This is a genomic window from Streptococcus sanguinis, from assembly GCF_020729725.1.
Classification (GTDB): Bacteria; Bacillota; Bacilli; order Lactobacillales; family Streptococcaceae; genus Streptococcus; species Streptococcus sanguinis_V.
In genome coordinates this window covers 564,199-584,844 of sequence record NZ_JAJEPA010000012.1, presented here as the reverse complement: position 1 = coordinate 584,844, position 20,646 = coordinate 564,199, and the positions used below count along the sequence as shown (strand labels likewise).

23 protein-coding genes are annotated in these 20,646 nt (G+C 42.3%); 3 read left to right on the top strand and 20 right to left on the bottom strand.

Annotation, left to right across the window (positions count from 1 at the left end; translation table 11 throughout):
* Positions 1 to 33: 33 nt before the first annotated feature.
* The 16 genes from K4I03_RS08205 to nagB form a co-directional block, all read right to left on the bottom strand.
* Complete coding sequence (locus tag K4I03_RS08205; protein WP_227964590.1) at positions 34 to 615, bottom strand: LURP-one-related/scramblase family protein; 582 nt, start codon at positions 613 to 615, stop codon at positions 34 to 36.
* A 140-nt stretch (positions 616 to 755) separates the two neighbouring features.
* The gene (gene prsA, locus K4I03_RS08200) at positions 756 to 1,763 is read right to left on the bottom strand and encodes a peptidylprolyl isomerase PrsA (protein ID WP_002897941.1); all 1,008 of its coding nucleotides are present in this window, start codon (positions 1,761 to 1,763) and stop codon (positions 756 to 758) included.
* A 113-nt stretch (positions 1,764 to 1,876) separates the two neighbouring features.
* Positions 1,877 to 2,560, bottom strand: coding sequence for an O-methyltransferase (locus K4I03_RS08195; protein WP_227964588.1), 684 nt, complete (start codon positions 2,558 to 2,560; stop codon positions 1,877 to 1,879).
* Position 2,561: 1 nt separating this feature from the next.
* Entirely contained in the window at positions 2,562 to 4,364 is a 1,803-nt protein-coding gene (gene pepF, locus K4I03_RS08190; protein ID WP_227964586.1) for an oligoendopeptidase F, read from the bottom strand.
* Positions 4,365 to 4,526: 162 nt separating this feature from the next.
* Positions 4,527 to 4,835: a hypothetical protein gene (locus K4I03_RS08185; protein ID WP_002912043.1), complete on the bottom strand. Its 309-nt coding sequence runs from the start codon at positions 4,833 to 4,835 to the stop codon at positions 4,527 to 4,529.
* A 35-nt stretch (positions 4,836 to 4,870) separates the two neighbouring features.
* Positions 4,871 to 5,245, bottom strand: coding sequence for a hypothetical protein (locus tag K4I03_RS08180; protein ID WP_321573172.1), 375 nt, complete (start codon positions 5,243 to 5,245; stop codon positions 4,871 to 4,873).
* Complete coding sequence (locus K4I03_RS08175; protein ID WP_227964580.1) at positions 5,242 to 6,840, bottom strand: hypothetical protein; 1,599 nt, start codon at positions 6,838 to 6,840, stop codon at positions 5,242 to 5,244. The genes K4I03_RS08180 and K4I03_RS08175 overlap by 4 nt, the downstream gene beginning before the upstream one ends.
* Before the next feature lies 1 nt (position 6,841).
* On the bottom strand, positions 6,842 to 7,234 hold the full coding sequence (locus K4I03_RS08170) for a DUF1310 family protein (RefSeq protein ID WP_227964578.1): 393 nt from the start codon (positions 7,232 to 7,234) through the stop codon (positions 6,842 to 6,844).
* Positions 7,235 to 7,401: 167 nt separating this feature from the next.
* The gene (locus K4I03_RS08165; RefSeq protein WP_227964575.1) at positions 7,402 to 7,788 is read right to left on the bottom strand and encodes a DUF1310 family protein; all 387 of its coding nucleotides are present in this window, start codon (positions 7,786 to 7,788) and stop codon (positions 7,402 to 7,404) included.
* Between the two features lie 231 nt (positions 7,789 to 8,019).
* On the bottom strand, positions 8,020 to 8,205 hold the full coding sequence (locus K4I03_RS08160; protein ID WP_227964573.1) for a hypothetical protein: 186 nt from the start codon (positions 8,203 to 8,205) through the stop codon (positions 8,020 to 8,022).
* Between the two features lies 1 nt (position 8,206).
* Complete coding sequence (locus K4I03_RS08155) at positions 8,207 to 8,593, bottom strand: DUF1310 family protein (protein WP_032914211.1); 387 nt, start codon at positions 8,591 to 8,593, stop codon at positions 8,207 to 8,209.
* Between the two features lie 206 nt (positions 8,594 to 8,799).
* Entirely contained in the window at positions 8,800 to 8,922 is a 123-nt protein-coding gene (locus K4I03_RS12555; protein ID WP_265333619.1) for a hypothetical protein, read from the bottom strand.
* A gap of 1 nt (position 8,923) precedes the next feature.
* On the bottom strand, positions 8,924 to 9,868 hold the full coding sequence (locus tag K4I03_RS08150; protein ID WP_227964570.1) for a competence protein CoiA: 945 nt from the start codon (positions 9,866 to 9,868) through the stop codon (positions 8,924 to 8,926).
* A 111-nt stretch (positions 9,869 to 9,979) separates the two neighbouring features.
* Complete coding sequence (locus tag K4I03_RS08145; protein ID WP_227964569.1) at positions 9,980 to 11,149, bottom strand: MFS transporter; 1,170 nt, start codon at positions 11,147 to 11,149, stop codon at positions 9,980 to 9,982.
* Positions 11,150 to 11,243: 94 nt separating this feature from the next.
* The gene (locus K4I03_RS08140; protein ID WP_125356519.1) at positions 11,244 to 12,599 is read right to left on the bottom strand and encodes a DUF1958 domain-containing protein; all 1,356 of its coding nucleotides are present in this window, start codon (positions 12,597 to 12,599) and stop codon (positions 11,244 to 11,246) included.
* A 150-nt stretch (positions 12,600 to 12,749) separates the two neighbouring features.
* Positions 12,750 to 13,457, bottom strand: coding sequence for a glucosamine-6-phosphate deaminase (gene nagB, locus K4I03_RS08135; RefSeq protein WP_227964566.1), 708 nt, complete (start codon positions 13,455 to 13,457; stop codon positions 12,750 to 12,752).
* Positions 13,458 to 13,591: 134 nt separating this feature from the next.
* Between nagB and K4I03_RS08130 the strand changes: the two genes are divergently transcribed.
* The 3 genes from K4I03_RS08130 to K4I03_RS08120 are packed head-to-tail and all read left to right on the top strand — an operon-like array spanning position 13,592 to position 15,296.
* Positions 13,592 to 13,771: a hypothetical protein gene (locus K4I03_RS08130; RefSeq protein ID WP_002897949.1), complete on the top strand. Its 180-nt coding sequence runs from the start codon at positions 13,592 to 13,594 to the stop codon at positions 13,769 to 13,771.
* 9 nt (positions 13,772 to 13,780) lie between these two features.
* Entirely contained in the window at positions 13,781 to 14,809 is a 1,029-nt protein-coding gene (gene queA / locus K4I03_RS08125) for a tRNA preQ1(34) S-adenosylmethionine ribosyltransferase-isomerase QueA (RefSeq protein ID WP_227964563.1), read from the top strand.
* A 16-nt stretch (positions 14,810 to 14,825) separates the two neighbouring features.
* The gene (locus tag K4I03_RS08120) at positions 14,826 to 15,296 is read left to right on the top strand and encodes an arginine repressor (protein ID WP_002929798.1); all 471 of its coding nucleotides are present in this window, start codon (positions 14,826 to 14,828) and stop codon (positions 15,294 to 15,296) included.
* Positions 15,297 to 15,436: 140 nt separating this feature from the next.
* Here the strand turns inward: K4I03_RS08120 and K4I03_RS08115 are convergent, their stop codons facing one another.
* The 4 genes from K4I03_RS08115 to argF form a co-directional block, all read right to left on the bottom strand.
* Complete coding sequence (locus tag K4I03_RS08115; protein WP_227964561.1) at positions 15,437 to 16,774, bottom strand: dipeptidase; 1,338 nt, start codon at positions 16,772 to 16,774, stop codon at positions 15,437 to 15,439.
* A 21-nt stretch (positions 16,775 to 16,795) separates the two neighbouring features.
* Positions 16,796 to 18,307 carry a YfcC family protein gene (locus K4I03_RS08110; RefSeq protein WP_002896071.1) on the bottom strand — a complete coding sequence of 504 codons (1,512 nt, stop codon included), beginning with the start codon at positions 18,305 to 18,307 and terminating at the stop codon, positions 16,796 to 16,798.
* A 205-nt stretch (positions 18,308 to 18,512) separates the two neighbouring features.
* A complete protein-coding gene (arcC, locus tag K4I03_RS08105; RefSeq protein WP_227964559.1) occupies positions 18,513 to 19,460 on the bottom strand; it encodes a carbamate kinase in 948 nt (315 codons plus the stop codon).
* Positions 19,461 to 19,627: 167 nt separating this feature from the next.
* On the bottom strand, positions 19,628 to 20,644 hold the full coding sequence (argF, locus tag K4I03_RS08100; protein ID WP_227964556.1) for an ornithine carbamoyltransferase: 1,017 nt from the start codon (positions 20,642 to 20,644) through the stop codon (positions 19,628 to 19,630).
* Positions 20,645 to 20,646: the final 2 nt, after the last annotated feature.

Below are 20,646 nucleotides of genomic sequence, written 5' to 3'. Positions count from 1 at the left end.
TTTCTCCTTAATTTTTTTCTAAAAATAATTGCATTATGACGACGAACTTTCCAGCATTTCGACATAATCAATAGCGACACAGAGGGAAATCACCAAATCTGAATAAGTCACATCATAGACACTCACCTGATAAGTAGAGGTTAGATGGAAAAGCTCCTTGGTAATCTCTGCAACGACTTGATTGCTGTCATCCAGCAGACGAAAGTTTAAATCCCAGATATTCCCTTCAACTCGAAGACCCAAATTATCAAATTTATATTTATCACGCAAAAAAGAGAATTTCTGACGGATATAAAAGCTATGCCCACTTCTGAGTTTGATTTCAAACTGGGGCAGGAGGGTTATAAGGGTCTTGGTAATCTGACTGACGATTTGTCCTTGACTATCATAGATAGTAAAGGTCTTAGGAATCTGGAAGAAAGAGCCTTCCACTTGGTAATCCACATTTCCTCGATCGTCCTTGATATCAAAGCGTTCGCCGCCTAAGCGAAATTTCTGTTTGACAAGATAGGTTTTCATTATATTACCTCCACAGTCAACATAAAAGACAAGTTCCTTGTCCGAAGGGCGAAAAACCGCGGTACCACCTTCATTCAATGAACTTGTCATTCTCATTTCATATTCTATTTTTCAAGATGAGTAGCATGATTCTCCGTCTCAGATGGCTCGCAGCACCGCCAATTCTCTGAACTAAGAACTTGAAAAATCAATTCTCACCAGTCTTATTATACTTGCTTATTCTCTTTTCGTCAACCTTATTCTGCGGCTGATGATGAAGCTTCCGCTGAACTGCTTTCAGCTGCTGAGCTAGACTCAGAAGTCTTTGAGCTGCTGGCAGCACTTGATGAAGAAGTTGAAGAGCCTGTCGTTTCAATATACTGAGCAAAGACAGATTGGAAAGCACTGTCCTTAACCTTGATGTTGGCATCTTTCAGCTCTTTCGCCACAACGCTTTGGATGAAGCTAGTATCTTTTTCTTTTTGCGCAATGATAATCTTTTTCAGCTTGTCTTTGTAGTCTTTCCAGTTAGAAGATTTCTCTGACTTCTTGACCAACTTAACAATATAGTAGCTTGCTGAGTACTGTGAATCTGGAACAGTCACAAGGTCTGAAACGCCATTTTCTTCCAAAGCAAAAGCAGCTTTTTTGACAGCATCTGGAACATCAGTAGAGCCAGAGTCAAACTTAATTTCTCCGCCTTTTTCCTTAGTGGCAGCATCGGTAGAGTTTTCCTTAGCGATTTGACTGAAATCTGCTCCTTCAGCTTTAGCTTTTTCAAGAACTTCCTTACCTTTGTCTTCGCTGTCAACCTTGATGATTTGAGCTGTTACTTCTGGCGTGTAGTTTTCAAAGGCAGCCTTGTAGTTTTCGTCAGTCAGCTCTTTTTCAGCAGCCTTCTTAACGGCATGCTCTACCAGCATATTGGTGCGGATTTGCTCCTTGTAGGCATCTTCGGTCAATCCATTTTGGGCTAAGACTTGGGCAAAAGCCGTACCGTAAGCCGTTTTAGACTTTTCGAAAGCATCCTTAACATCCTTGTCTTTGACATCTTTGCCGTATTTTTCTTCAAAAATGTCTTTGATAGCCATCTGCAGCAAGACCTGCTGAGCTGCACCATTGTTTTTCACTTGATCGTAAAATTCATTGACAGTAATCGTGTTTCCTTTCATGGTCACGATGTCCTTGCCTTCTGAGTTGGAACATGCTGCTAATACTGCGACTGACAAGAGTGTCACAGCTCCTGCAAATATTTTTTTCTTCATTTTATATTGACTCCTTATTCTTAAAAGTTCACGTTTTCTATTGTAGCACAAATTTGAATTGATATCTTAAATTTTACTAAAAATTTTTGGAAATTAGGAAAAAATCAGAGATGTCATTTTTTTCTAATCATAAGCAGTCCATCTCCCAAGGGAAGCAGACTGGAAGTTAAATCTGAACTGTCCAAAGTTGCGTCAAACAGGCTGTGCAAGCCACGGTAAATAGCTCGTTGACCACGCTTAATGTCCTCAAAAGGCTTGGCAACATCGCCACCTTGAAAGACATCATCAATGAGGACCAGACCACCAGGATTGAGGCGCTTGAGGACATGGGGCAGAAAGACCACATACTTGGACTTGGCAGAGTCCATAAAGACAAGGTCGTAAGAATCCTCTAGTGTCTCAAGCAGATCCACCGCATCACCTTCCAGCAGAGTGATTTGCTGACGGCTGTCATACTTAGCAAAATTAGCCTTGGCCAGCTCAATCATCTCTGGATTGCGATCAATAGTCGTAATCTGAGCCTGAGGAGCATGCTCCGCCATCAAAAGGGCCGAAAATCCAATAGCAGTACCGATTTCTAAAATCTTCTCAGGCTGCAGGCTTTCGAGTAGCAGGCGGAAGTAGGCCACTGTCTCATGGGGAATCACGGGCACATTTTCAGCTTTGGCAAAATTCTCCAGCTCCTTGAGTCCACCAGTGACCGGTTGGAGACGCTGCCTCATAAAATCCACAATCTCTTCTTTGACCACTGGCCGACGCATATTGGGATTAGAGTTTTGGTTATAAGTCTCGACCATCTTATGCCAGTCCCAACTTTTCTACCAAGGCTTCAAATTCGTCCAAGCGACGCTCAAAGACAGCAAAAGCAGCGTTTAGGTAGTCTTCTTTTTCCATATCCACACCTGCTTTTTTGATGACATTGAGTGGATAGTCAGAGTTCCCAGCTTTGAGATAGTCCAGATACTTGTCCTTGTCTTCCTGACTACCATGGACAATCTTTTCAGCCAAGGCAGAAGCCGCTGAAAATCCTGTCGAATATTGGAAAACATAATAATCATAGTAGAAATGAGGAATCCGAGCCCATTCGTACTGAATCTGTGGATTATCTTCTTTTTTCAGTCCATAGTATTTCTCGTTCAAGTCAGCGTAGAGCTCATTGAGAAACTCGCTGGTCAAAACTTGACCTTCTTGGTCAGCCTTGTGGATAGCATGCTCAAACTCAGCAAACTGGGTTTGACGGAAGACGGTTCCTCGGAAGCCATCTAAGAAGTGATTGAGAATAGCAAAGCGCGTAGCATCGTCTTCTACTTCTTCCAAGAGCTTCTCGGTCAGGATATTTTCATTGGTCGTCGAAGCAATCTCAGCTAGGAAGATAGAATAGTCTCCATAGACATAAGGCTGGGTCTCACGGGTGTAGCTGGAGTGCATACTGTGGCCTGTCTCGTGCACCAAGGTAAAGAGATTGTCCAGCGTGTCCTGCCAGTTGAGCAACATAAAGGCATTGGTATCATAAGAACCGCCTGAGTATGCCCCTGAGCGCTTGCCTTGATTTTCATGAACATCAATCCAGCGCTCTGAAAAAGCTGTCTTCACTCGGCTCAAATAATCCTCACCCAGAATAGCCAGGACTTCCTCAGACTTAGCCAAGGCTTCCTCATAAGTGAACTTGTAGTCTGTCTCTGACAAAGGTGTGTACATATCATACATCTTCAAATCAGAAATGCCTAAAATCTTCGCTCGCAAAGCGATATAACGCTGCAAAAGAGGCAAATGCTTATTGACAGCTGAAACTAGACTATCATAGACACTTTCTGGAATAAAATCAGCTGATAAGGCTGCTTCACGGGCAGATGAAAACTTGCGGACTTTCGCATTGTAGTTGTGAACCTTGACATTGGTCTGCAGGGTCTTAGCATAGGTATGCTGATACTGCTCGTAGACGCTGTAGAGAGCCTCGTAAGCTTCCTTGCGGACCTCTCGGTTCTTAGACTCAACTAGGGTAATATAGTTACCGTGGCTGAGCTGAACTTCATTTCCATCTTCGTCATGCACCATAGGAAAGACGATATCTGCATTATCCAAGATAGCAAAGGTCTCGCCTGCTGCACCAAAGATTTCACCAGCACCGGCCAATAGCTCCTCTTCGCGCTGTGTCAGGATGTGGGCTTTCTTTTTCAAAAGCTTGTCAAAATAATGCTGATACAGCTGCAAACCTGGCTGCTCAGCCAAGAAAGCTTGGTACTGCTCTTCTGTAATCGCCATAAATTCTGGCTCATAGAAAGCAAAGCTTTGACCAAAGTCGCTGTAAAGAGTCATGCCTTTAGCCTGATACTCTTGGTACTTAGCCACACGTGTATCTTGGTCATTCTTCATGTGAGCATAAGAATAAAGCTTTTCAATACGACGCATCAAGTCCAACTGCACTTCAGTCGTTGTTAAGAGACTGTCCGCTGAATCAAGCAAATGCCCAGCCAGACCAGCTGCTTTCTTCACTTCTTCTGAAACCTGAGCCAATTCCTCTTCAAAGGCTTCATCTGTTGGGAAAATGGTACTCAAATCCCAAGTATATTTTTCTTCAATTTCATTTCTTTGTTTTGCCATAAAAAAATCCTCCGACTCCCCTATTCTATCACAAAATTCTACTTTTTATAAAACTCAAGTACCAAAATCACATAGTAGCTAGGCAGACAGACTTAATTAATAAAAAAACTCTTTGAACCTAATTCCTAACCAAACAAAAATTAGATTCCAAAGAGTTCATTGCTAAATTTCTTCAAATTTCGTACCGCTGTTGTCTATAACGCTTACAACTTTTTTAGAAAATTGCCCTTTCATCGAGCTATCTATCTGATCTGCAGCTACTTTCACACTCTCCTGAACAGTCTTTGCGACATCGGTAAAAAGAGTATCATAATTGCTTTGAAGGCTGCTTTTTTGAGCTAACAAAAGAGGAGCTAAAACATTCGTTATAATTTGCTTTTCTATTGCTTTCCTAATTTCTGTCAAATCGGCTGTTTTAGATGGTGAAAAGTAACTTTTTACTGGTGCTGAAGCTATTTCTGATATAAACATAGACTTTTTCCTTTCCTCTGCTCTAAACTGCAGATTTATTTAGAATCACGAAGACGACAATAGCTATCTTCAATTTCCCATTCTAAACGGCGTCTCTGCTTAGAGAATGTTTCCAAAACTTTCTCATCTTTTAGATTAAGATTTTTCAATTCCTCGCTGCTAGCCTCTTCTGCCAATATATCATAGGTTTCTATATACTGATTTAGAGTCTGCCATTCGATACTAGTGTCCCTTTCTTGTTTCCGTAAAATAGCAGTCGCCATTTCATACTCTTCTTGTAGCATGTCGGAAAAAGCTTTTTTCTTAGATAGTATGATATCTCGTTCTTTATCAATCTTCAAACGTTCCTGCTGAAGTTCTGAGTATAGTCCCTCCATCTCTTTTTCTTTTTTAGCTATATCCTGCTTCATTGATTGATTTGGTTCCATTGCTCAAAATCTCCTGCTAATGTCTGATCTTTAGCCAGCAGCTGCTCAATTCCAGCTTCAATCTGACCTTGCAAAACTTCAAAGATAGTTAGAAGCATCTGAAATTTAGACAATCGACTTTCAAAGTGCTCTTGTAAAGATCCGACCAATGATTGATAATCTGCACCTCCAGCCTGATAGGCTGCAGTCACCTCATCTGGACTAAGACTGAAGCCCTGAGGAACCTTTCCCAACTGCTCTGCTAGCTTTTCCGCTTCGCTAACAACCTGATCTCTAGCCTGCTGCAACGTGTCATAGCCTAGTTTGGTTACATTTACTAAATTTTGAACAGTTGCCTGGGCTTGAACACTGTCTAGATAAATCTTTTCATTACTGCTAAATCCCCCCTTAGACAGATACTTCTTCATATTCTGGTAAGGAATCATATTTGCTTTGATGGTATCCTTGATAGTCGTCTTTCCTGTCCCATCCATAAGCACAAAATTTTTATTTTTATCGTAGATATAGCCCTCCATCATATGCTGATCGCCGATTTCTTTTTCGACAGTCGCAATATGGCGTACAATGCCAGCAGCATTTTCACTGCCAGATAAGCTGTAGCCTAAGCTGACGATATCCTTATGGTCGATATGATTAAAAATCTTATACTTAGCGCTATCCAGTCGTGCCTGCTGTTCCTTGGGCAAGAGAGGATAGATATTAGGGCCATTGTAGATATGGACTGTGCCAATATGGCGCATCTCCTCCTCTGTCAGGGTGGATAGAGCATACTGGATATCCATAGAGCCCAAAGAGTGTCCGTAAAGATCAATCTTGGCATTCGGATACTTACGAATGGTTTCCTTAAGATGCTTAGCCGCATCCTTAAACTGAGCCGGAGGAAACTCTTGTGTCTGTTTGAGATAACTAGCAGCTACCATAATATTTGGTGCAGCAATTCCTGTCATGAAAGTTCCGCCAGAAATACCTGCAAGATTTGATATAACATTCTTCCTCAGCTCATTAAAGGGATTTTTATTGAAAGAATTAAGGCTCTGCTTCACTGCTTGACCAGCATCTTTATTAAAGATTCCGACTACATTTCCTATCTTATTACTTACGTCTCGATCTGCCTTATCTAGTTCTTCTCGGCTTTTTTGAGTAATAATATTTTTTGAATGACGATAAACAAAAGGGGTAGCATATTCTACTGCACCTACAGGTCCCAGACGGTGAGATGCCGTCACAAAGTCTGTAGGCAGCCAATCCGTAACAGTATCGTGGATTAACTTAGGAGTGTCCGTCTTGGTCTGAGAGCCCTGCATCATGACTGTCACATCCTGCACCTGAGCACGCTCAGCATCCGAAGCTGAGTAGGGAACAGCCTCGCGATTCGTTCCATTATTTGTTAGTACATAAACCTGCTCTTCATTGCCATTTACATTATCATAAATTTGGGAGACTGTGCCTAAATAATCGCCCCCTTTTACATCATATTGTTTACCAACATACATACTCCTATACTCATATAAAGCAGTCTCAACATGTTGTTTATCTCTATATTCGCTACCATCAATAGGGTTTTTATAATCAGGCATATTACTTCTCTCCTCTAATTAGCTCGTTAAATTCCGGAGACATGCCATAGCCACCCGTCTCGTATTCCCCAGTGGTTGAATTTTCTTGAAAAGTCATGTCTAATTCAAACTTCTTATCATCATTAATTATTAAATAGATGTCTAATCCTCCCATCGGATTGAAATCTAATTTATTCTTTTCAATTTTATACGTTTTAATCTTCCCCTCTGGTGTCAGAGCTTTAGGATCCAGTTCTCTCAACTCTTTCTCAATCGCCTTCTTCATTTTTGTACTTTCCGCAATCTGAATCATTTCTTCTTTTTCTGACCGACTATTTAGCATACTACAACCTCCTAAAAACACAGCTGAACTGAGCGTGAAGATACTCAGAAAAATGACAAAAATTTTTTTCATGGCAGCTCCTTTCGTTTCTTATCTTTGCTAAAGCTGGAGCCTTAGCAAAAATGGGAAACTAGATTTAGATTAATGTTTTATATTGATTATTATACTATTTTTATCGAGAATATGAAAACGGAATCATCGGAGATTCATAAATATAAAATTCTTTATCATATGTCATGTCATTCTCCCCTCAATTTCTTTGCGAGTTCACCAGAAATTACGTATCCAGAATATTCCATCTGTCCATTAGAATCTTCCGTTAATGTTGTTGTAATTGTCAAGTCAGGATCATCGTTGATTATAAGCTCAACAATTAAACCTCCCATGGGATTATACTCAAGATTTCTTTCGTTTATTGTATATTTTTTGATTATTCCCTTTTCTGTCAATGCTTCAGGATCTTTCTTCTTTAACATTTGCTTAATCAATCTCTTAGATTTTTTACTCTCCGCAATCTGAATCATTTCTTCTTTTTCTGACCGACTGTTTAGCATACTGCAACCTCCTAAAAACATAGCTGAACTGAGCATGATGATACTCAAAAAGATTACAAAAACTTTCTTCATGGTGGCTCCTTTCGCTTCTCATCTTTGCTAAAGCTGGTACCTTAACAAAAATGAGAAACTAGATTTAGATTAACTTTTTATATTAATTATTATGCTATTTTTCCAAATAACATAATAGCGCAATCATTGCTAGGAAGTTATGAAGAAAAAGTCTTATTCTTCATTGTTATTTACATTTTCTTCATTAATTGTTATACTATTTTTCCAAAGAATATGAAAGCGGAATTATTTTTAAAGATTCATAAAGATAAAAATTTGTTCTTCATGGCCATTTACATTGTCGTATACCTGAGAAAGATTACCAATGTATCCATTCTTACCTGCTATTGAATATTTTCTCCCAAATTCTAATTCACGATACTCTACCAAAGCTTCTGCAACATTCTGCTTATCATTGTACTCTGCATTATTAGCCATGTTAATTCTCTCCTAATAACTCACTCAATTCTTGTGGAATACCATATGATACAACTTCATATTCTCCAGTATCTTCTTCTTGAACAGTCATATCAATATTCAAAACTTCATTCCCATTAATAATTATATAAACATTTAGTCCACCCATAGGATTATAATCTAACTTATCCTTTTGAATTTCATAGGATTTAATCTTTCCTTCTGGTGTCAAAGCTTTAGGATCTAAACCTTTGAGAAAATTTTCCAAGGCTTTCTTCATCTTTTTACTTTCTGAAATCTGAAGAATTTCTTCTTTTTCTGACCGACTGTTTAGCATACTGCAACCTCCTAAAAACATAGCTGAACTGAGCGTGATGATACTCAGAAAAATAATAACTATTTTCTTCATGATAGCTCCTTTCGCTTGTTAGCTTTGCTCAAACTGATGTCCTAACGAAAATGTGAAAATGGATTTGGATTAATGTTTTATCTTATCATTGTTATACTATTTTTATCGAGAATATGAAAGCGGAATCATTGATAGAAATTTGTAAAGATAAAAAATTGTTCTTCATTGCCATATACATTGTCGTAAATTTGGGAGACCGTGCCAACTTAGGTTTCACTCCCCTCTTCCCTAATTACCTCATCTTTAGTTTTCGAATCAATATGATATTTTTTTAATGTAAAATCCACATGTTGGTTATCATTTAATTTTTCGTCCTCTATTAATACCATGCTAAACTCCTATCATCTCATAAAAAGCCGGTGAATAAACAATTTGCAGATTTTTTTGCTGGAGATTGGCGTAATAATTCTCAAACTGCTGGTAATAGTCAGTCAGGTCGGTAGTTATCTGACAGAAGGAAGCAGCTTGTATTGGCCGAACCTGCGGATAGAAATCCTCTGCTGACTTAGTCAGGAGATTATCTCCAGCCTGATAAAGCTGGGCCTGCAGCCGCATCCATCTAGGCTGTTGGTAATAAAGCTGACGGCGGATATAATTGCAGATCTGCGGATCTTGCTGGGCCAGAAAGCTGTTCATCTCCTGCTTTTGAAAGGGCAAACGCAAAATATCCAAAAGCTGACTGTGACCAAAGGGAAAGTTCTTGGTCTTGTACTGGACTTTTCCATGCAGATCTTCGTGAATCAGGTATTTGAGACGCAGAACTTGCTTTTCTTGATCCAGCTCCCAAAGATGAAAGCCCATATTTTTACTAAAATAGAGAAAATCCTTCTGCAGGCGAGTTAGGGAATCCTTGAGCCAAACTTTTCTCCCCAAAAGCCAGAGAACCTGATAGCCATGCTGGCGGTAAGAAAGCGTCCGTTCCTGCAGCCGTTCTATACTTAGAGGACTGCACTGGACTTCAAGCGCCAGTTTTTCATCAACCAGTAGATCAGCAATCTGCTGCAGAGCAGGCAAAAAAGCCTCCACCTCAACTTCTTCTGTCTGGACAGCCCAGCGAAAAAGCTCCGCCTTAAGGTTGAGGTGCTCAGCACTCTCATTTTCCCTATAAAAACTACACTCTTCTAGCGAAACATGCGCAAAGTGCGGCTGCATAACCTTCCCTTTTTTAAAACGGACTGCCCCCGAACAAGCGGGGCAGACGAAATCAGCCTCTTTCTCAATCTTCTCCTCTAGAGCATTACACAAAAGTCCCTTATGATTTCGCGCCACAAACATATCCTAGCCCCCTCTAAAATTTCTCTCATTTACTAAAATATTCGCAAAAGAAAGAGAAACTATCTAGACAAAAAAACGAGTCAAGAGAACATCTCTCCGACTCGTTTTTAATTATCCAAATAATTGATTTCCTTTTCGTTCTGGCAATTTTAGAAAGAGGGCCAGCAGGCAGACTAGACAGATAACTGCTGCTAGAAATAGGTTCATTCCTTCGTAACCCCAACTGTCCAAAAAGTGACCCGCAAGATTTTGAATGAGAATGGTTCCTAGACTGCGGGCTGTCTGGACCAAAGCAATGGCTGTAACTAGGTATTTTTCATCGACCAAGCTGGCTACGATTTTTAGGGTCACCATAATCAAAACCATGCCCGTCACATGCTTGGAAAGGAGAGTCATCCCGATTTTCGAAATCAAACCCAGGTCCAAGGCATAGACACTGTACTGGAGAAAGATGATTCCCAGACAGATATAAAGAAGCTTCTTCATCGAAATCTTGTCCATAAAAAGATAGGAATAAAAGATAAAAGGCGCTTCAACCAGAACTGATAAGGCAACGACAGTCGAAGCCATATCCACCTCTAAGCCACTATGCTGTAACATGGCAGGGATATAGGTATGACCAGTATTCCCCACCCCAGAGTAAAGGGCGACCAAAAGCAGGTAAAAGAGATAGGTTTTGTTGGTCAAGAGCTTCCCCAGACATGTCTGCTTGCGGGTATTCCTGCTTTCTAGGGCTGCTCGGTCGTGCTTGGGCTGGATTCCCAAAAGTCCTATGCTGCTGATAAGCATCATGCCAATAAAGACTGGGAAAATAGCCTGTGGTGCGACTCTTTGATAAATCAATCCTGCCAGCTGAGAGCCTAGTGCATAGCCAATGGTTCCCCAAATCCGAATCTTACCATAAGTATAAGGACTTTGAGCTGCAAGAACATCCATGACTGGATTGACCCCGTTAACCAACATGAGAACTAGGCTATACCAGACCAGTAACTGCCAAAGCTGAGTCGCTTTCATGAAAAATACAGCCCCAACCATCATAACTAGAAAGCTAAAAAGGAAGATCTTTTTAATTCCCAAAGCATCGCTGAGAACTCCAAAAATTGGCTGAGCCAACATGGAGGCAAAGAAGGAAGCTGACACTACCATCGATACTTGGGCATTTGAATAGCCTAAGTCCTGCATATAGACTGATATCAGAGTCGAAAAAAGAGAATAGGCTAGAAAGAAAAAATTAAAGAGTAAAAAATGAGCTAGATAGCTGTTGTGAAACTTTTTTCGCATGAAAATCTCCTTAAAACAGAAAGAAAACTCAGCAAAAGAACTGAGTTTTAGCTTGGAAAGTCATTCCGTTCGTCTGTGACAGAGGACATTCCCTTTATTCAACATCTGTGTTTCTACGACGTTCCTGCTTTGCAGCCTTGCGTTTTTGACGACTGCGGTATTCAAAGTACAGAATGATTAGCAGGATGCCAACAGGCAGCAGAATTAACATCTTATCGCTGAAGAACACGCCATACCAAGGCTTGCTTTCTGATTTGCTGCCAGTCACATTTTCAATGGCCTGAGCAACTGGATTCTCAACTTTCTCGACTTTCATTTCATCAGAGATCTTGCTAGACAAGGTCTTCAAGTCATTTTCAGCCTTGAGAACATTGTTTTCAACCTTGACCTTAGGCTTGGTTCCCTTTTTAACAGTAGCGTAGAAATCCTCAGGCAGCTTATATTTCTGACCATCAATCTCCTGCTCACCCTTAGATAAGAGTTTTTTGTACTCATAGTCCGCATAAGCCTTCTCAATCAAAGCATTACCAAAAGGATGGCGGTAATACTCGCCGTCTTGGTCAGACCAGTCACCGACTCCCATAATCACGGCAATCATGCGCTGATCTCCACGCTTAATGGTCGCGATATAGTTGAAAGCACCGTTAGGACTAGAGCCCGTCTTCATACCATCTACGCCCTTGAGTGCGTATTTAGCACCCGGCAGGGAGTAATTATAGGTTTCAAAGGTCTCCTCGTAAGGAGTTCCGGCTTTAACCGTAACCTTTGCTTTATTAGTATAGTTTAGAATCTCAGGATGGTGGTTGACAAAGTTATAAGCCAGAATCGCCAAATCACGGGCTGTTGTCTGATTGCTGGCATAATTATCATAGTTTTGAGGGTTATAATAGCCCTTAAAAGAAACCGCTGCTGCACCGCTGGCATTGAACCACTTGGTATTCGTCATGCCCAGTTCTTGAGCCTTGGCATTCATCCGATCCAAGAAAGCATCTGGGTCATTGTCGGATAAATAATTGGCCAGCATGACGGTTGTCGCATTGGATGAAGGCACGATTGTCATGGTAATCAGCTCAGATACGGTATAGTCCACACCAGCGACAATTTTATTATTAGAAATTTCATAAATATTAGCAGTGGCCTGATCCTGAGGTGTAGCTGTAATGACCGTCTTTTCGCTGATTTTTCCTTCCTTAATCGCTTCAAAGACCAAGTAAAGCGTCATGAGCTTACTCATACTAGCGGGATCACGCACCTCATCGACATTATCCTCCCAGACAACATCACCTGTACTGCCGTCAATAACGAGAGAAGACTTGGGACGATTAATCGCCTGAACATTATCATGCGGATACATCTTTTTAGCCATATCCACTAATTCATCAGCCCTAGCAGCTAGTGGCACTAACGAGGTCAGGAACACAATTCCCAATAACAAAAGCTTTTTCTTCACAGGATCCTCCAAAGAACAATTATACCTATCTAGTATATCATATTTTACGCAAAGTCAACCATAAATCTAAAAATCCTACCTAAAAAATAGATAGGAAATTAAGAGACTTTTATCTGGCAAAGCCAGTTTTATAGCAACAACATCAAAATCTTAGTGTTTTAACAGACTAAGCGCTTCCTTATCAGCGATAATCACAACATCTGGATGCTTCTGGAGAGTACTGCCTGGCAGCTCCTCTGTCACCTCACCCTCAACAGTCCCTGCTATGGCTTTGGCCTTAGCTGAACCGTAAGCAAAGAGAATGATGGACTTAGCATTTAGGATATTACCAATTCCCATGGAAATAGCCTGAGTCGGAACATCTTCCACCTTGTCAAAGAATCGAGCATTGGACTGAATGGTGGACGGTGTCAGATCCACTAAGTGAGTCTGACTGTCAAAACTAGTTCCCGGCTCATTAAAGCCGATATGGCCATTCGTACCGATTCCCAAAATCTGCAAATCAGCTGGATGCTCTGCTAGAAGCTGATTGTAGCGCGCCACTTCTGCTTCTAAATCTTTCGCTGCGCCATTAGGCAGGAAGCTTTCTTTAAAAGGCTTTTGGTTAAAGAGGTGCTGGTTCATGAAATAGCGATAAGACTGAGGATCGTCCTCCTGCAAACCGACATATTCATCCAGATTAACACTGAACATCTCTGAAAAATCAAGGTCACTCTCAACGATCTGCTTGTAAAATCCTTCTGGGCTGCTACCTGTAGCTAAGCCTAAAGTTTTTGCCCCCTGAGCCAGCTTTTCTTTGAGCAGCTCGAGAGCCACTTTTCCACCTTCTACTTGGTTTTCCACTTGAATAATTTTCATTTTCTACCTCCACTTCTGTTCTTAATTTTATTATATGGTATAGACCAATTTTTGTCAAGAAAAAGTATGCAAAATAGACATACTTTTCAGTCATGCTCGCTTCCTTTTGCGGCAAATCGTGTTATAATAGAGACATGTTTTTACTGATTGTTTTATTGATTTTATTTTTAGTCGGAGTCTTACTCTGCAGCTTGAGTTTCCTCATGAAAAAACAACCAGGCTGGCAGATTGTAAGTTTGATTTTGGGCGGCTTGCTTACAGCTAGTCCCTTTCTACTCGCTGCCTATCTACTCTGGCTGATGAAAACAATATAAGGAGATACGATGAATACCGCTGATTTTGATTTTGACTTGCCCGAAGAGCTGATTGCTCAGACACCTTTGGAGAAAAGGGATGCTTCCCGCTTGCTAGTGGTCGATAAAGAAACAGGAGTCTTCTCCGACCAGCACTTTGACCAGATTATTGATCAGCTCCAGCCCGGCGATGCCCTAGTGATGAATAATACACGTGTCCTTCCTGCCCGCCTTTATGGTATCAAGCCTGAGACAGGGGGCCATGTCGAGCTGCTGCTACTCAAAAATACTCAGGGAGATGACTGGGAAGTGCTAGCCAAGCCAGCCAAGCGCCTCAGAGTAGGTGCTCAGATTTCCTTTGGCGATGGCCGCTTAACTGCTACTGTGGTAGAGGAGCTTGAGCATGGCGGTCGAATCGTGCGCTTTGACTATGAAGGGATTTTCCTAGAAGTCTTGGAAAGTTTGGGAGAAATGCCGCTTCCGCCCTATATCCACGAAAAACTGTCAGACCGCGAACGCTACCAGACTGTCTATGCCAAGGAAAACGGCTCTGCCGCTGCGCCAACTGCTGGACTTCATTTCACAGAAGAGCTATTGGAGCAGATTGCTGCCAAGGGAGTCAAGCTGGTCTACCTAACCCTTCATGTCGGACTGGGAACTTTCCGACCGGTTTCTGTAGACAGCTTAGATGAGCACGAGATGCACTCCGAATTTTACAGCCTGTCCGAGGAAGCTGCCCAGACACTCCGTCAGGTCAAGGCTAAGGGATGCCGTGTCATTGCAGTCGGCACGACATCTATCCGCACCTTGGAGACAATTGGTAGTAAATTCCAGGGGCAGATTCAGGCTGACTCTGGCTGGACCAATATTTTTATCAAGCCAGGATACGATTGGAAGGTCGTTGATGCTTTTTCAACCAACTTCCACCTGCCCAAGTCAACTCTGGTCATGTTAGTCTCTGCCTTTGCCGGACGTTCCTTAACGCTTGAAGCTTATGAGCACGCTATTGCTGAGCGCTATCGCTTCTTCAGCTTTGGTGATGCTATGTTTATCAAATAACTATAGGTGAAAATTTATGAATAAAATTGAAAGCAGACACCGTCTCATCCGCTCCTTAATCATGGAGAAAAAAATCCATACCCAGCAAGAACTCCAGGAGCATTTGGAAGCAAACGGCGTCATTGTAACCCAGTCCACTCTTTCACGAGATATGAAAGCACTCAATCTGGTCAAGGTCAGTGAGAACGATACTTCCTACTATATCATCAACAGTATTGCACCATCCCGCTGGGAAAAACGGCTTCGCTTCTATATGGAGGATGCTTTGGTCATGCTGCGGCCAGTTCAAAACCAAGTCGTCATGAAAACCCTGCCTGGGTTGGCTCAATCTTTCGGTGCCATCTTAGACGCCTTAGAGCTGCCACAGATTGTTGCTACTGTCTGCGGTGATGACGTCTGTCTAATTATCTGCGAGGATAACCAAGGTGCCCTTGACTGCTTTGAGAAGCTCAAAGAATTCACTCCACCATTTTTCTTTAGTAAATAATAAAAGCTGAGACAAATTACCTCAGCTTTTTCTATTTACGATTTTTGTCTCAATGAAACCATTAGTAAATCAGCAAGCCATACTTGACCAGAGCAAGGCAGCATAAATATGATTTGAAGATGGTTTTAAAAAGTGAGCATTTAAGGTGTTGTAGCCAAACGATAAATGGCTTCCGCGTAAATATCCATGGCCCGATACAGATCAGCTAGGCGGAATCGTTCATTGACCTGATGCTCTGTCTGATCAGCTCCCGGAAAGAGAGCGCCGAAGGCGACACAGTTAGGCATAGTACGAGCAAAGGTCGCTCCGCCAGAAGACATAGCTGGACTGTCGTCTCCTGTTTTCTCCTGATAAATTGCCATCAGGGTGCTGACCAACTCACTGTCCAAAGGTACGTAGAGCGGAGCCAAGTAATCAAACTCCTGATAGGTTAGCTCGTATTGACTGGCTATTTCTGCCAGCTTTTCAACCAGCTTTTCCTTGTCTGCCAAGACCGGAATCCGCATGTCAATCCGAATCTCAGAGCGGTCAGAGGTTAAAGTCAGACCGGCAACATTAAAGGAAAGAAAGCCCGTCGGTTCATCAGACACAGGCCCAAAGAGATGGCTGCCTGTCGCATCTTCACCAACCGCCTGAGCCAGAAAGGCAAGAGCTGGATGCGAATCCAAGGGTTGCAAGACCTTAGCTAGGCGAATAATAGCATTGACTCCTTGAGCGGCATCCTTAGCGTGCTTGGGCAAGCCGATAACCGTTACTTCTTCTGCCGTTCGCTCATATTCATAGCCTAAACCTTCCAAGCCAGCAACGACTGACTCCAGTAAGTCACCTGAATAGGAAGCCTTGTCAGGAACGACATTAAAAGCTTGACCAGCTTCGAGCTCTAAAGTATCAGAGCCTGGCCCTTCCAGCTTAAGCTGCAGAAGCCCCTTCTCAGCATAGGTCAAAGGGAAGGAAGAGTCAGGTGCAAAGCCAAGTGCAGCCTGCTCTTCTAGCTGGTTATACCTACCCATACAGCGCCAAAGCGTCTCCTCATCTGTACCAAAGATAAAGCGAACCCGCTTTTTAAATTCCACTCCACTGTCCAGCAATGCTTTTACAGCATAAAGAGCGGCCATGGAAGGTCCCTTGTCGTCCTGCACCCCACGACCAAAAATCCAGCCATCTTTGACAGTCGCTTCAAAAGGCGGCGTCTGCCAGTACGACTCATCACCTGATGGAACAACATCCAAATGACAGAGAACGGCCAGGAGCTGAGCTCCATGACCGATTTCTGCATATCCGTAATAACCTTTAGGGTCGAGGTAGGTTGTAAAACCTAGCCCTCGACAGATTTCTAAAGTTTTTTCTAGGACATCCTGGATAGCTTGTCCAAAAGGTGTTCCATTTTGACCTTCATTCAGTACTGAAGGATAAGAAACGATTGTTTTCAAAGATTCAAGAAAATCTTCTTTAACTTCTTCCGTTATATAATTTTTCATGGAATCACCTCAGCTTCTAGCTTATAAGAACGGTAAGAAAGTTCCTAGGAGTAAGAGACCAATACTGATCGCAATGATAGCTACAATCAGCTTACCGATAAATTTCCACCAAGTTCCGATATTGATACGTCCGAGTGCCAAAGCACCCATAACGATACCAGAAGTTGGAGCAACCAGGTTTAGCACACCTGAAGCAGACTGGTAAGCTGTGATGATCAAGCTTGCCTTGACATTGACAAATTCTCCCAAAGGAGCCATGATTCCCATAGTCGCACTGGCCAGACCTGATGATGATGGGATAAGGAAGGACATTGGCAGGTAGAAAATGTAAGTCAAGACGATAAATACTTGTGATGACAGACCGCTGAGTCCTTGTTTGCCCCAGTTGAGAATTGTGTCTGTAATCATACCGTCATTCATGATCACTTGGATACCACGAGCGATTGCTACGATTAGGGCTACGCTAAGCAGGTCAGCCGCACCGTTCATAAAGGCAGAGATAATCTTGTCTTCCTTGAGACCGTAAACAGCGCCAATCAAGATTCCCATGAAGGCAAAGAGCATAGCTCCTTCTGGGAAGTACCAAGTCCCCAGTGCGGAAGTAGATGAACCAATAATCTTACCGAGTACTGGAAGACCTGTCAGCCAGGTATTGACGTCCTTAAAGATAGTAATACCAAGATCTGTCCAAGGAATGAAACTCAATACCATAAGGACAAATGTCAAAATGAACAATACTAAGACAAGTCTTTGCTTTTTGCTCAGTGTTGACTCAACAGATGAAGAAGTTTCAACATTGAAGTGTTTCAAATCTTCTTCGCGAGTACTGTAAACCAGTGACTTGGTCGGATCCTTTTGAATTTTATCCGCATAGCGATAAACAAACCAAGTACTGAGAGCTGTCATGACAAACAAGAAGATAAGACGGAGAGCAATCCCTTCACCGGTACCAACACCAGCAGTCGCTGAAGCGATACCCGTTGCAAATGGATTTAGCGTAGAAGCCAAACATCCGATTTGCGAACCAAGCAGGATAATAGCCACCCCAGTCAGACTGTCAAAACCAACCGCCATCATCACCGGTACCAAAAGCGGATAGAAGGCCATGGTTTCCTCACCCATACCGTAGGTAGTACCACCAAGAGCAAAGAGAGGCATCAAGACAACAATCAGCATCTTTTCGCGACCCTTGTACTTCTTAACGATAGAGGCAATTCCCACATCCAAAGCGCCAGTTTCATTGACAACACCAAGGAAACCACCGACCATGAGGATGAAGAAGGCAACATCTATCGCTGCAGTAGTTTCCTTGATCAAGGATCCTTCCTCTGGATGCGTACCCAGCATTGCACGAATCGGTGCCATCAGGACATCCCAAATCCCTTGTGGATTTTGTGGCTGAGGCTGATAAACACCTTTTACAAAAGCCCCTGCTGGGATAATCCAAGTCAGCACTGCCATAATGGCAATGATTATCAACAATACGGTGTAAGATGAAGGCATCTTAAACCCTTTTTTTGTTTTTTCACTCATTTGTATTCCCTCCTAAAAATTTTTTAACGAGGTTACGAACCTGCATTCCCCTGTATGAGCAAACAAGAAAACGCTTACTTTGTTTTTATTTTACCATATTAACATTGAAAAAGCCAGTATTTTTGAAAATAATCAATGATTTTCAGGAAAAGACTTGCAGCAACGACAGAGCTCAGCTGCTATCGACTTTCAATCAGTTCTATGCCTAGCCTTTTTCAATAATCGTACCGCTCTCAGACTCAATCAGAGCACCAAGATTTTCCAGAGATGTGATAACTGCTTTACCTTCTGGACGGCCATTGACAAAGGCAATAGCTGCTTCTACTTTTGGAAGCATGCTGCCTGGTGCAAATTGTTCTTGCTTGATATATTCTTCCAATTGAGCAACATTCACATGTTCCAGCTTTGCTTGGTCTGGTTTGTTGTAGTTAACAAAGACATAGTCCACACCAGTCAAGACAATGAAGAGGTCTGCATCAACCAACTCTGCCAAGCGCTGAGAAGCAAAGTCCTTGTCAATAACGGCTTCAACACCAGTAAGATGGCCATTGTCTTCCTTTACGACAGGAATACCGCCGCCACCTGCAGCTACTACTACTTGACCTTGATTCAAAAGCGTACGGATTGTTTCAATTTCCTTGATATCCACTGGTTTTGGTGAAGCAACGACCTTGCGCCAACCGCGGCCAGCATCCTCTTTGAAAGTCGCTCCGCTCTTTTCAGCTTCCGCTTTTGCTTCTTCTTCTGAATAGAAAGGACCGATTGGCTTGCTGAGGTTGACAAAGGCTGGATCGTTCTTATCAACTACTACTTGCGTCACAACAGAAGCGACATTCTTTTCGATACCTTCATCCAAGAGAGCATTTTGCAAAGCATTTTGCAGCCAAAAGCCAATGCTTCCTTCTGTCATAGCCACAAGAGAGTCTAGTGGGAAAGCAGGATTCTTCTCAGAGTTCGCTGCCAACTGTTGCAGCAGCAAATTCCCTACCTGTGGACCATTTCCATGGGTAATGATAAGATCATCACCGTTTTTTATCAATTTTACCAAATGTTTAGCAGTTTCCACCAAGGCTTCCTGCTGTGCTTTCGCTGATGGATCAGATGAAAGGATGGCATTTCCTCCCAAGGCTACAACGATTTTACGATTTGACATTAAATTCTCCTTAATTGCGCCATAAATGAATGCGCTTCCAATTTATTTTAGTAGATTTTTTAATTTTCAATAAGAAAATGAGCTTTTCTTATCATATAAAAGAGGGCCGGACTAAAGCTATTAGTCGCAGCCCTCATAGCTGTTGGTAGACGGTTTCTTATGTAAGATTATACTTTTGGAATGTAGAGGTTTCCAAGAGTTGCAGCCATAACCGCTTTGATGGTGTGCATGCGGTTTTCAGCTTGGTCAAAGTGACGAGCATATTTGCTGCGGAAGACTTCGTCAGTCACTTCCATTTCTTCTACGCCGAATTTTTCAGCAACATCTTTACCGTAAACAGTATTTGTATCGTGGAATGCTGGCAAGCAATGTAAGAAAATCAAGTTTTCGTTATCAGCTTTCTTCACCAAATCCATGTTAACTTGGTAAGGTTTAAGGAGGGCAACGCGTTCTGCAAACTTGTCTTCTTCACCCATGGATACCCAAACGTCTGTGTAGAGTACATCAGCGCCTTTGACTGCTTCGTCAGCGTCTTCTGTAATCAGCACACGAGCACCGCTTTCTTTGGCAAATCCTTGAGCCAATTCAACGATTTCTTTTTCTGGGAAGAGTTCTTTTGGTGAGAAGATATGCACATTGACCCCAAGGATAGCACCTGTTACCAAAAGGCTGTTGGCAACGTTATTGCGTCCATCACCGCAGTAAACCAGTGTCAATCCTTCCAGACGGCCGAAGTTTTCCTGAACAGTCAGGTAGTCAGCCAGCATTTGAGTTGGGTGCCATTCGTCTGTCAGACCGTTCCATACCGGTACACCTGAGAATTCTGCTAATTCTTCTACCATGCGTTGGCTGAAGCCGCGGAATTCGATACCGTCAAACATACGGCCCAATACCTTAGCAGTATCTTCAGTAGATTCTTTTTTACCTAACTGAATGTCGTTTGCGCCCAGATATTCTGGGTGAGCTCCAAGGTCGATGGCTGCTGTTGTGAAGGCTGCACGCGTACGAGTAGAAGTCTTTTCAAACAAAAGAGCAATGTTTTTACCAGCAAGGTAACGGTGCTCAATATTTTCCTTTTTCAGGCGTTTCAAATGAGCTGAAAGGCCAATAAGGTATTCTAACTCTGCACGGCTAAAGTCTTTTTCTGCCAAGAAGCTGCGTCCTTGGAATACTGAATGTGTCATTC

Coding starts and splice junctions, on each gene's coding strand:
- queA (WP_227964563.1), top strand. CDS start 13,781: ATGAATACCGCTGATTTTGATTTTGACTTGCCCGAAGAGCTGATTGCT.
- arcC (WP_227964559.1), bottom strand. CDS start 19,460: ATGTCAAATCGTAAAATCGTTGTAGCCTTGGGAGGAAATGCCATCCTT.
- K4I03_RS12555 (WP_265333619.1), bottom strand. CDS start 8,922: ATGGTATTAATAGAGGACGAAAAATTAAATGATAACCAACATGTGGAT.
- K4I03_RS08145 (WP_227964569.1), bottom strand. CDS start 11,149: ATGCGAAAAAAGTTTCACAACAGCTATCTAGCTCATTTTTTACTCTTT.
- K4I03_RS08165 (WP_227964575.1), bottom strand. CDS start 7,788: ATGAAGAAAGTTTTTGTAATCTTTTTGAGTATCATCATGCTCAGTTCA.
- K4I03_RS08180 (WP_321573172.1), bottom strand. CDS start 5,245: ATGAAGCAGGATATAGCTAAAAAAGAAAAAGAGATGGAGGGACTATAC.
- K4I03_RS08115 (WP_227964561.1), bottom strand. CDS start 16,774: ATGAAAAATTATATAACGGAAGAAGTTAAAGAAGATTTTCTTGAATCT.
- prsA (WP_002897941.1), bottom strand. CDS start 1,763: ATGAAGAAAAAAATATTTGCAGGAGCTGTGACACTCTTGTCAGTCGCA.
- K4I03_RS08110 (WP_002896071.1), bottom strand. CDS start 18,307: ATGAGTGAAAAAACAAAAAAAGGGTTTAAGATGCCTTCATCTTACACC.
- K4I03_RS08160 (WP_227964573.1), bottom strand. CDS start 8,205: ATGGCTAATAATGCAGAGTACAATGATAAGCAGAATGTTGCAGAAGCT.
- K4I03_RS08185 (WP_002912043.1), bottom strand. CDS start 4,835: ATGTTTATATCAGAAATAGCTTCAGCACCAGTAAAAAGTTACTTTTCA.
- K4I03_RS08150 (WP_227964570.1), bottom strand. CDS start 9,868: ATGTTTGTGGCGCGAAATCATAAGGGACTTTTGTGTAATGCTCTAGAG.
- argF (WP_227964556.1), bottom strand. CDS start 20,644: ATGACACATTCAGTATTCCAAGGACGCAGCTTCTTGGCAGAAAAAGAC.
- nagB (WP_227964566.1), bottom strand. CDS start 13,457: ATGAAAATTATTCAAGTGGAAAACCAAGTAGAAGGTGGAAAAGTGGCT.
- K4I03_RS08120 (WP_002929798.1), top strand. CDS start 14,826: ATGAATAAAATTGAAAGCAGACACCGTCTCATCCGCTCCTTAATCATG.
- pepF (WP_227964586.1), bottom strand. CDS start 4,364: ATGGCAAAACAAAGAAATGAAATTGAAGAAAAATATACTTGGGATTTG.
- K4I03_RS08170 (WP_227964578.1), bottom strand. CDS start 7,234: ATGAAAAAAATTTTTGTCATTTTTCTGAGTATCTTCACGCTCAGTTCA.
- K4I03_RS08195 (WP_227964588.1), bottom strand. CDS start 2,560: ATGGTCGAGACTTATAACCAAAACTCTAATCCCAATATGCGTCGGCCA.
- K4I03_RS08175 (WP_227964580.1), bottom strand. CDS start 6,840: ATGCCTGATTATAAAAACCCTATTGATGGTAGCGAATATAGAGATAAA.
- K4I03_RS08130 (WP_002897949.1), top strand. CDS start 13,592: ATGTTTTTACTGATTGTTTTATTGATTTTATTTTTAGTCGGAGTCTTA.
- K4I03_RS08155 (WP_032914211.1), bottom strand. CDS start 8,593: ATGAAGAAAATAGTTATTATTTTTCTGAGTATCATCACGCTCAGTTCA.
- K4I03_RS08205 (WP_227964590.1), bottom strand. CDS start 615: ATGAGAATGACAAGTTCATTGAATGAAGGTGGTACCGCGGTTTTTCGC.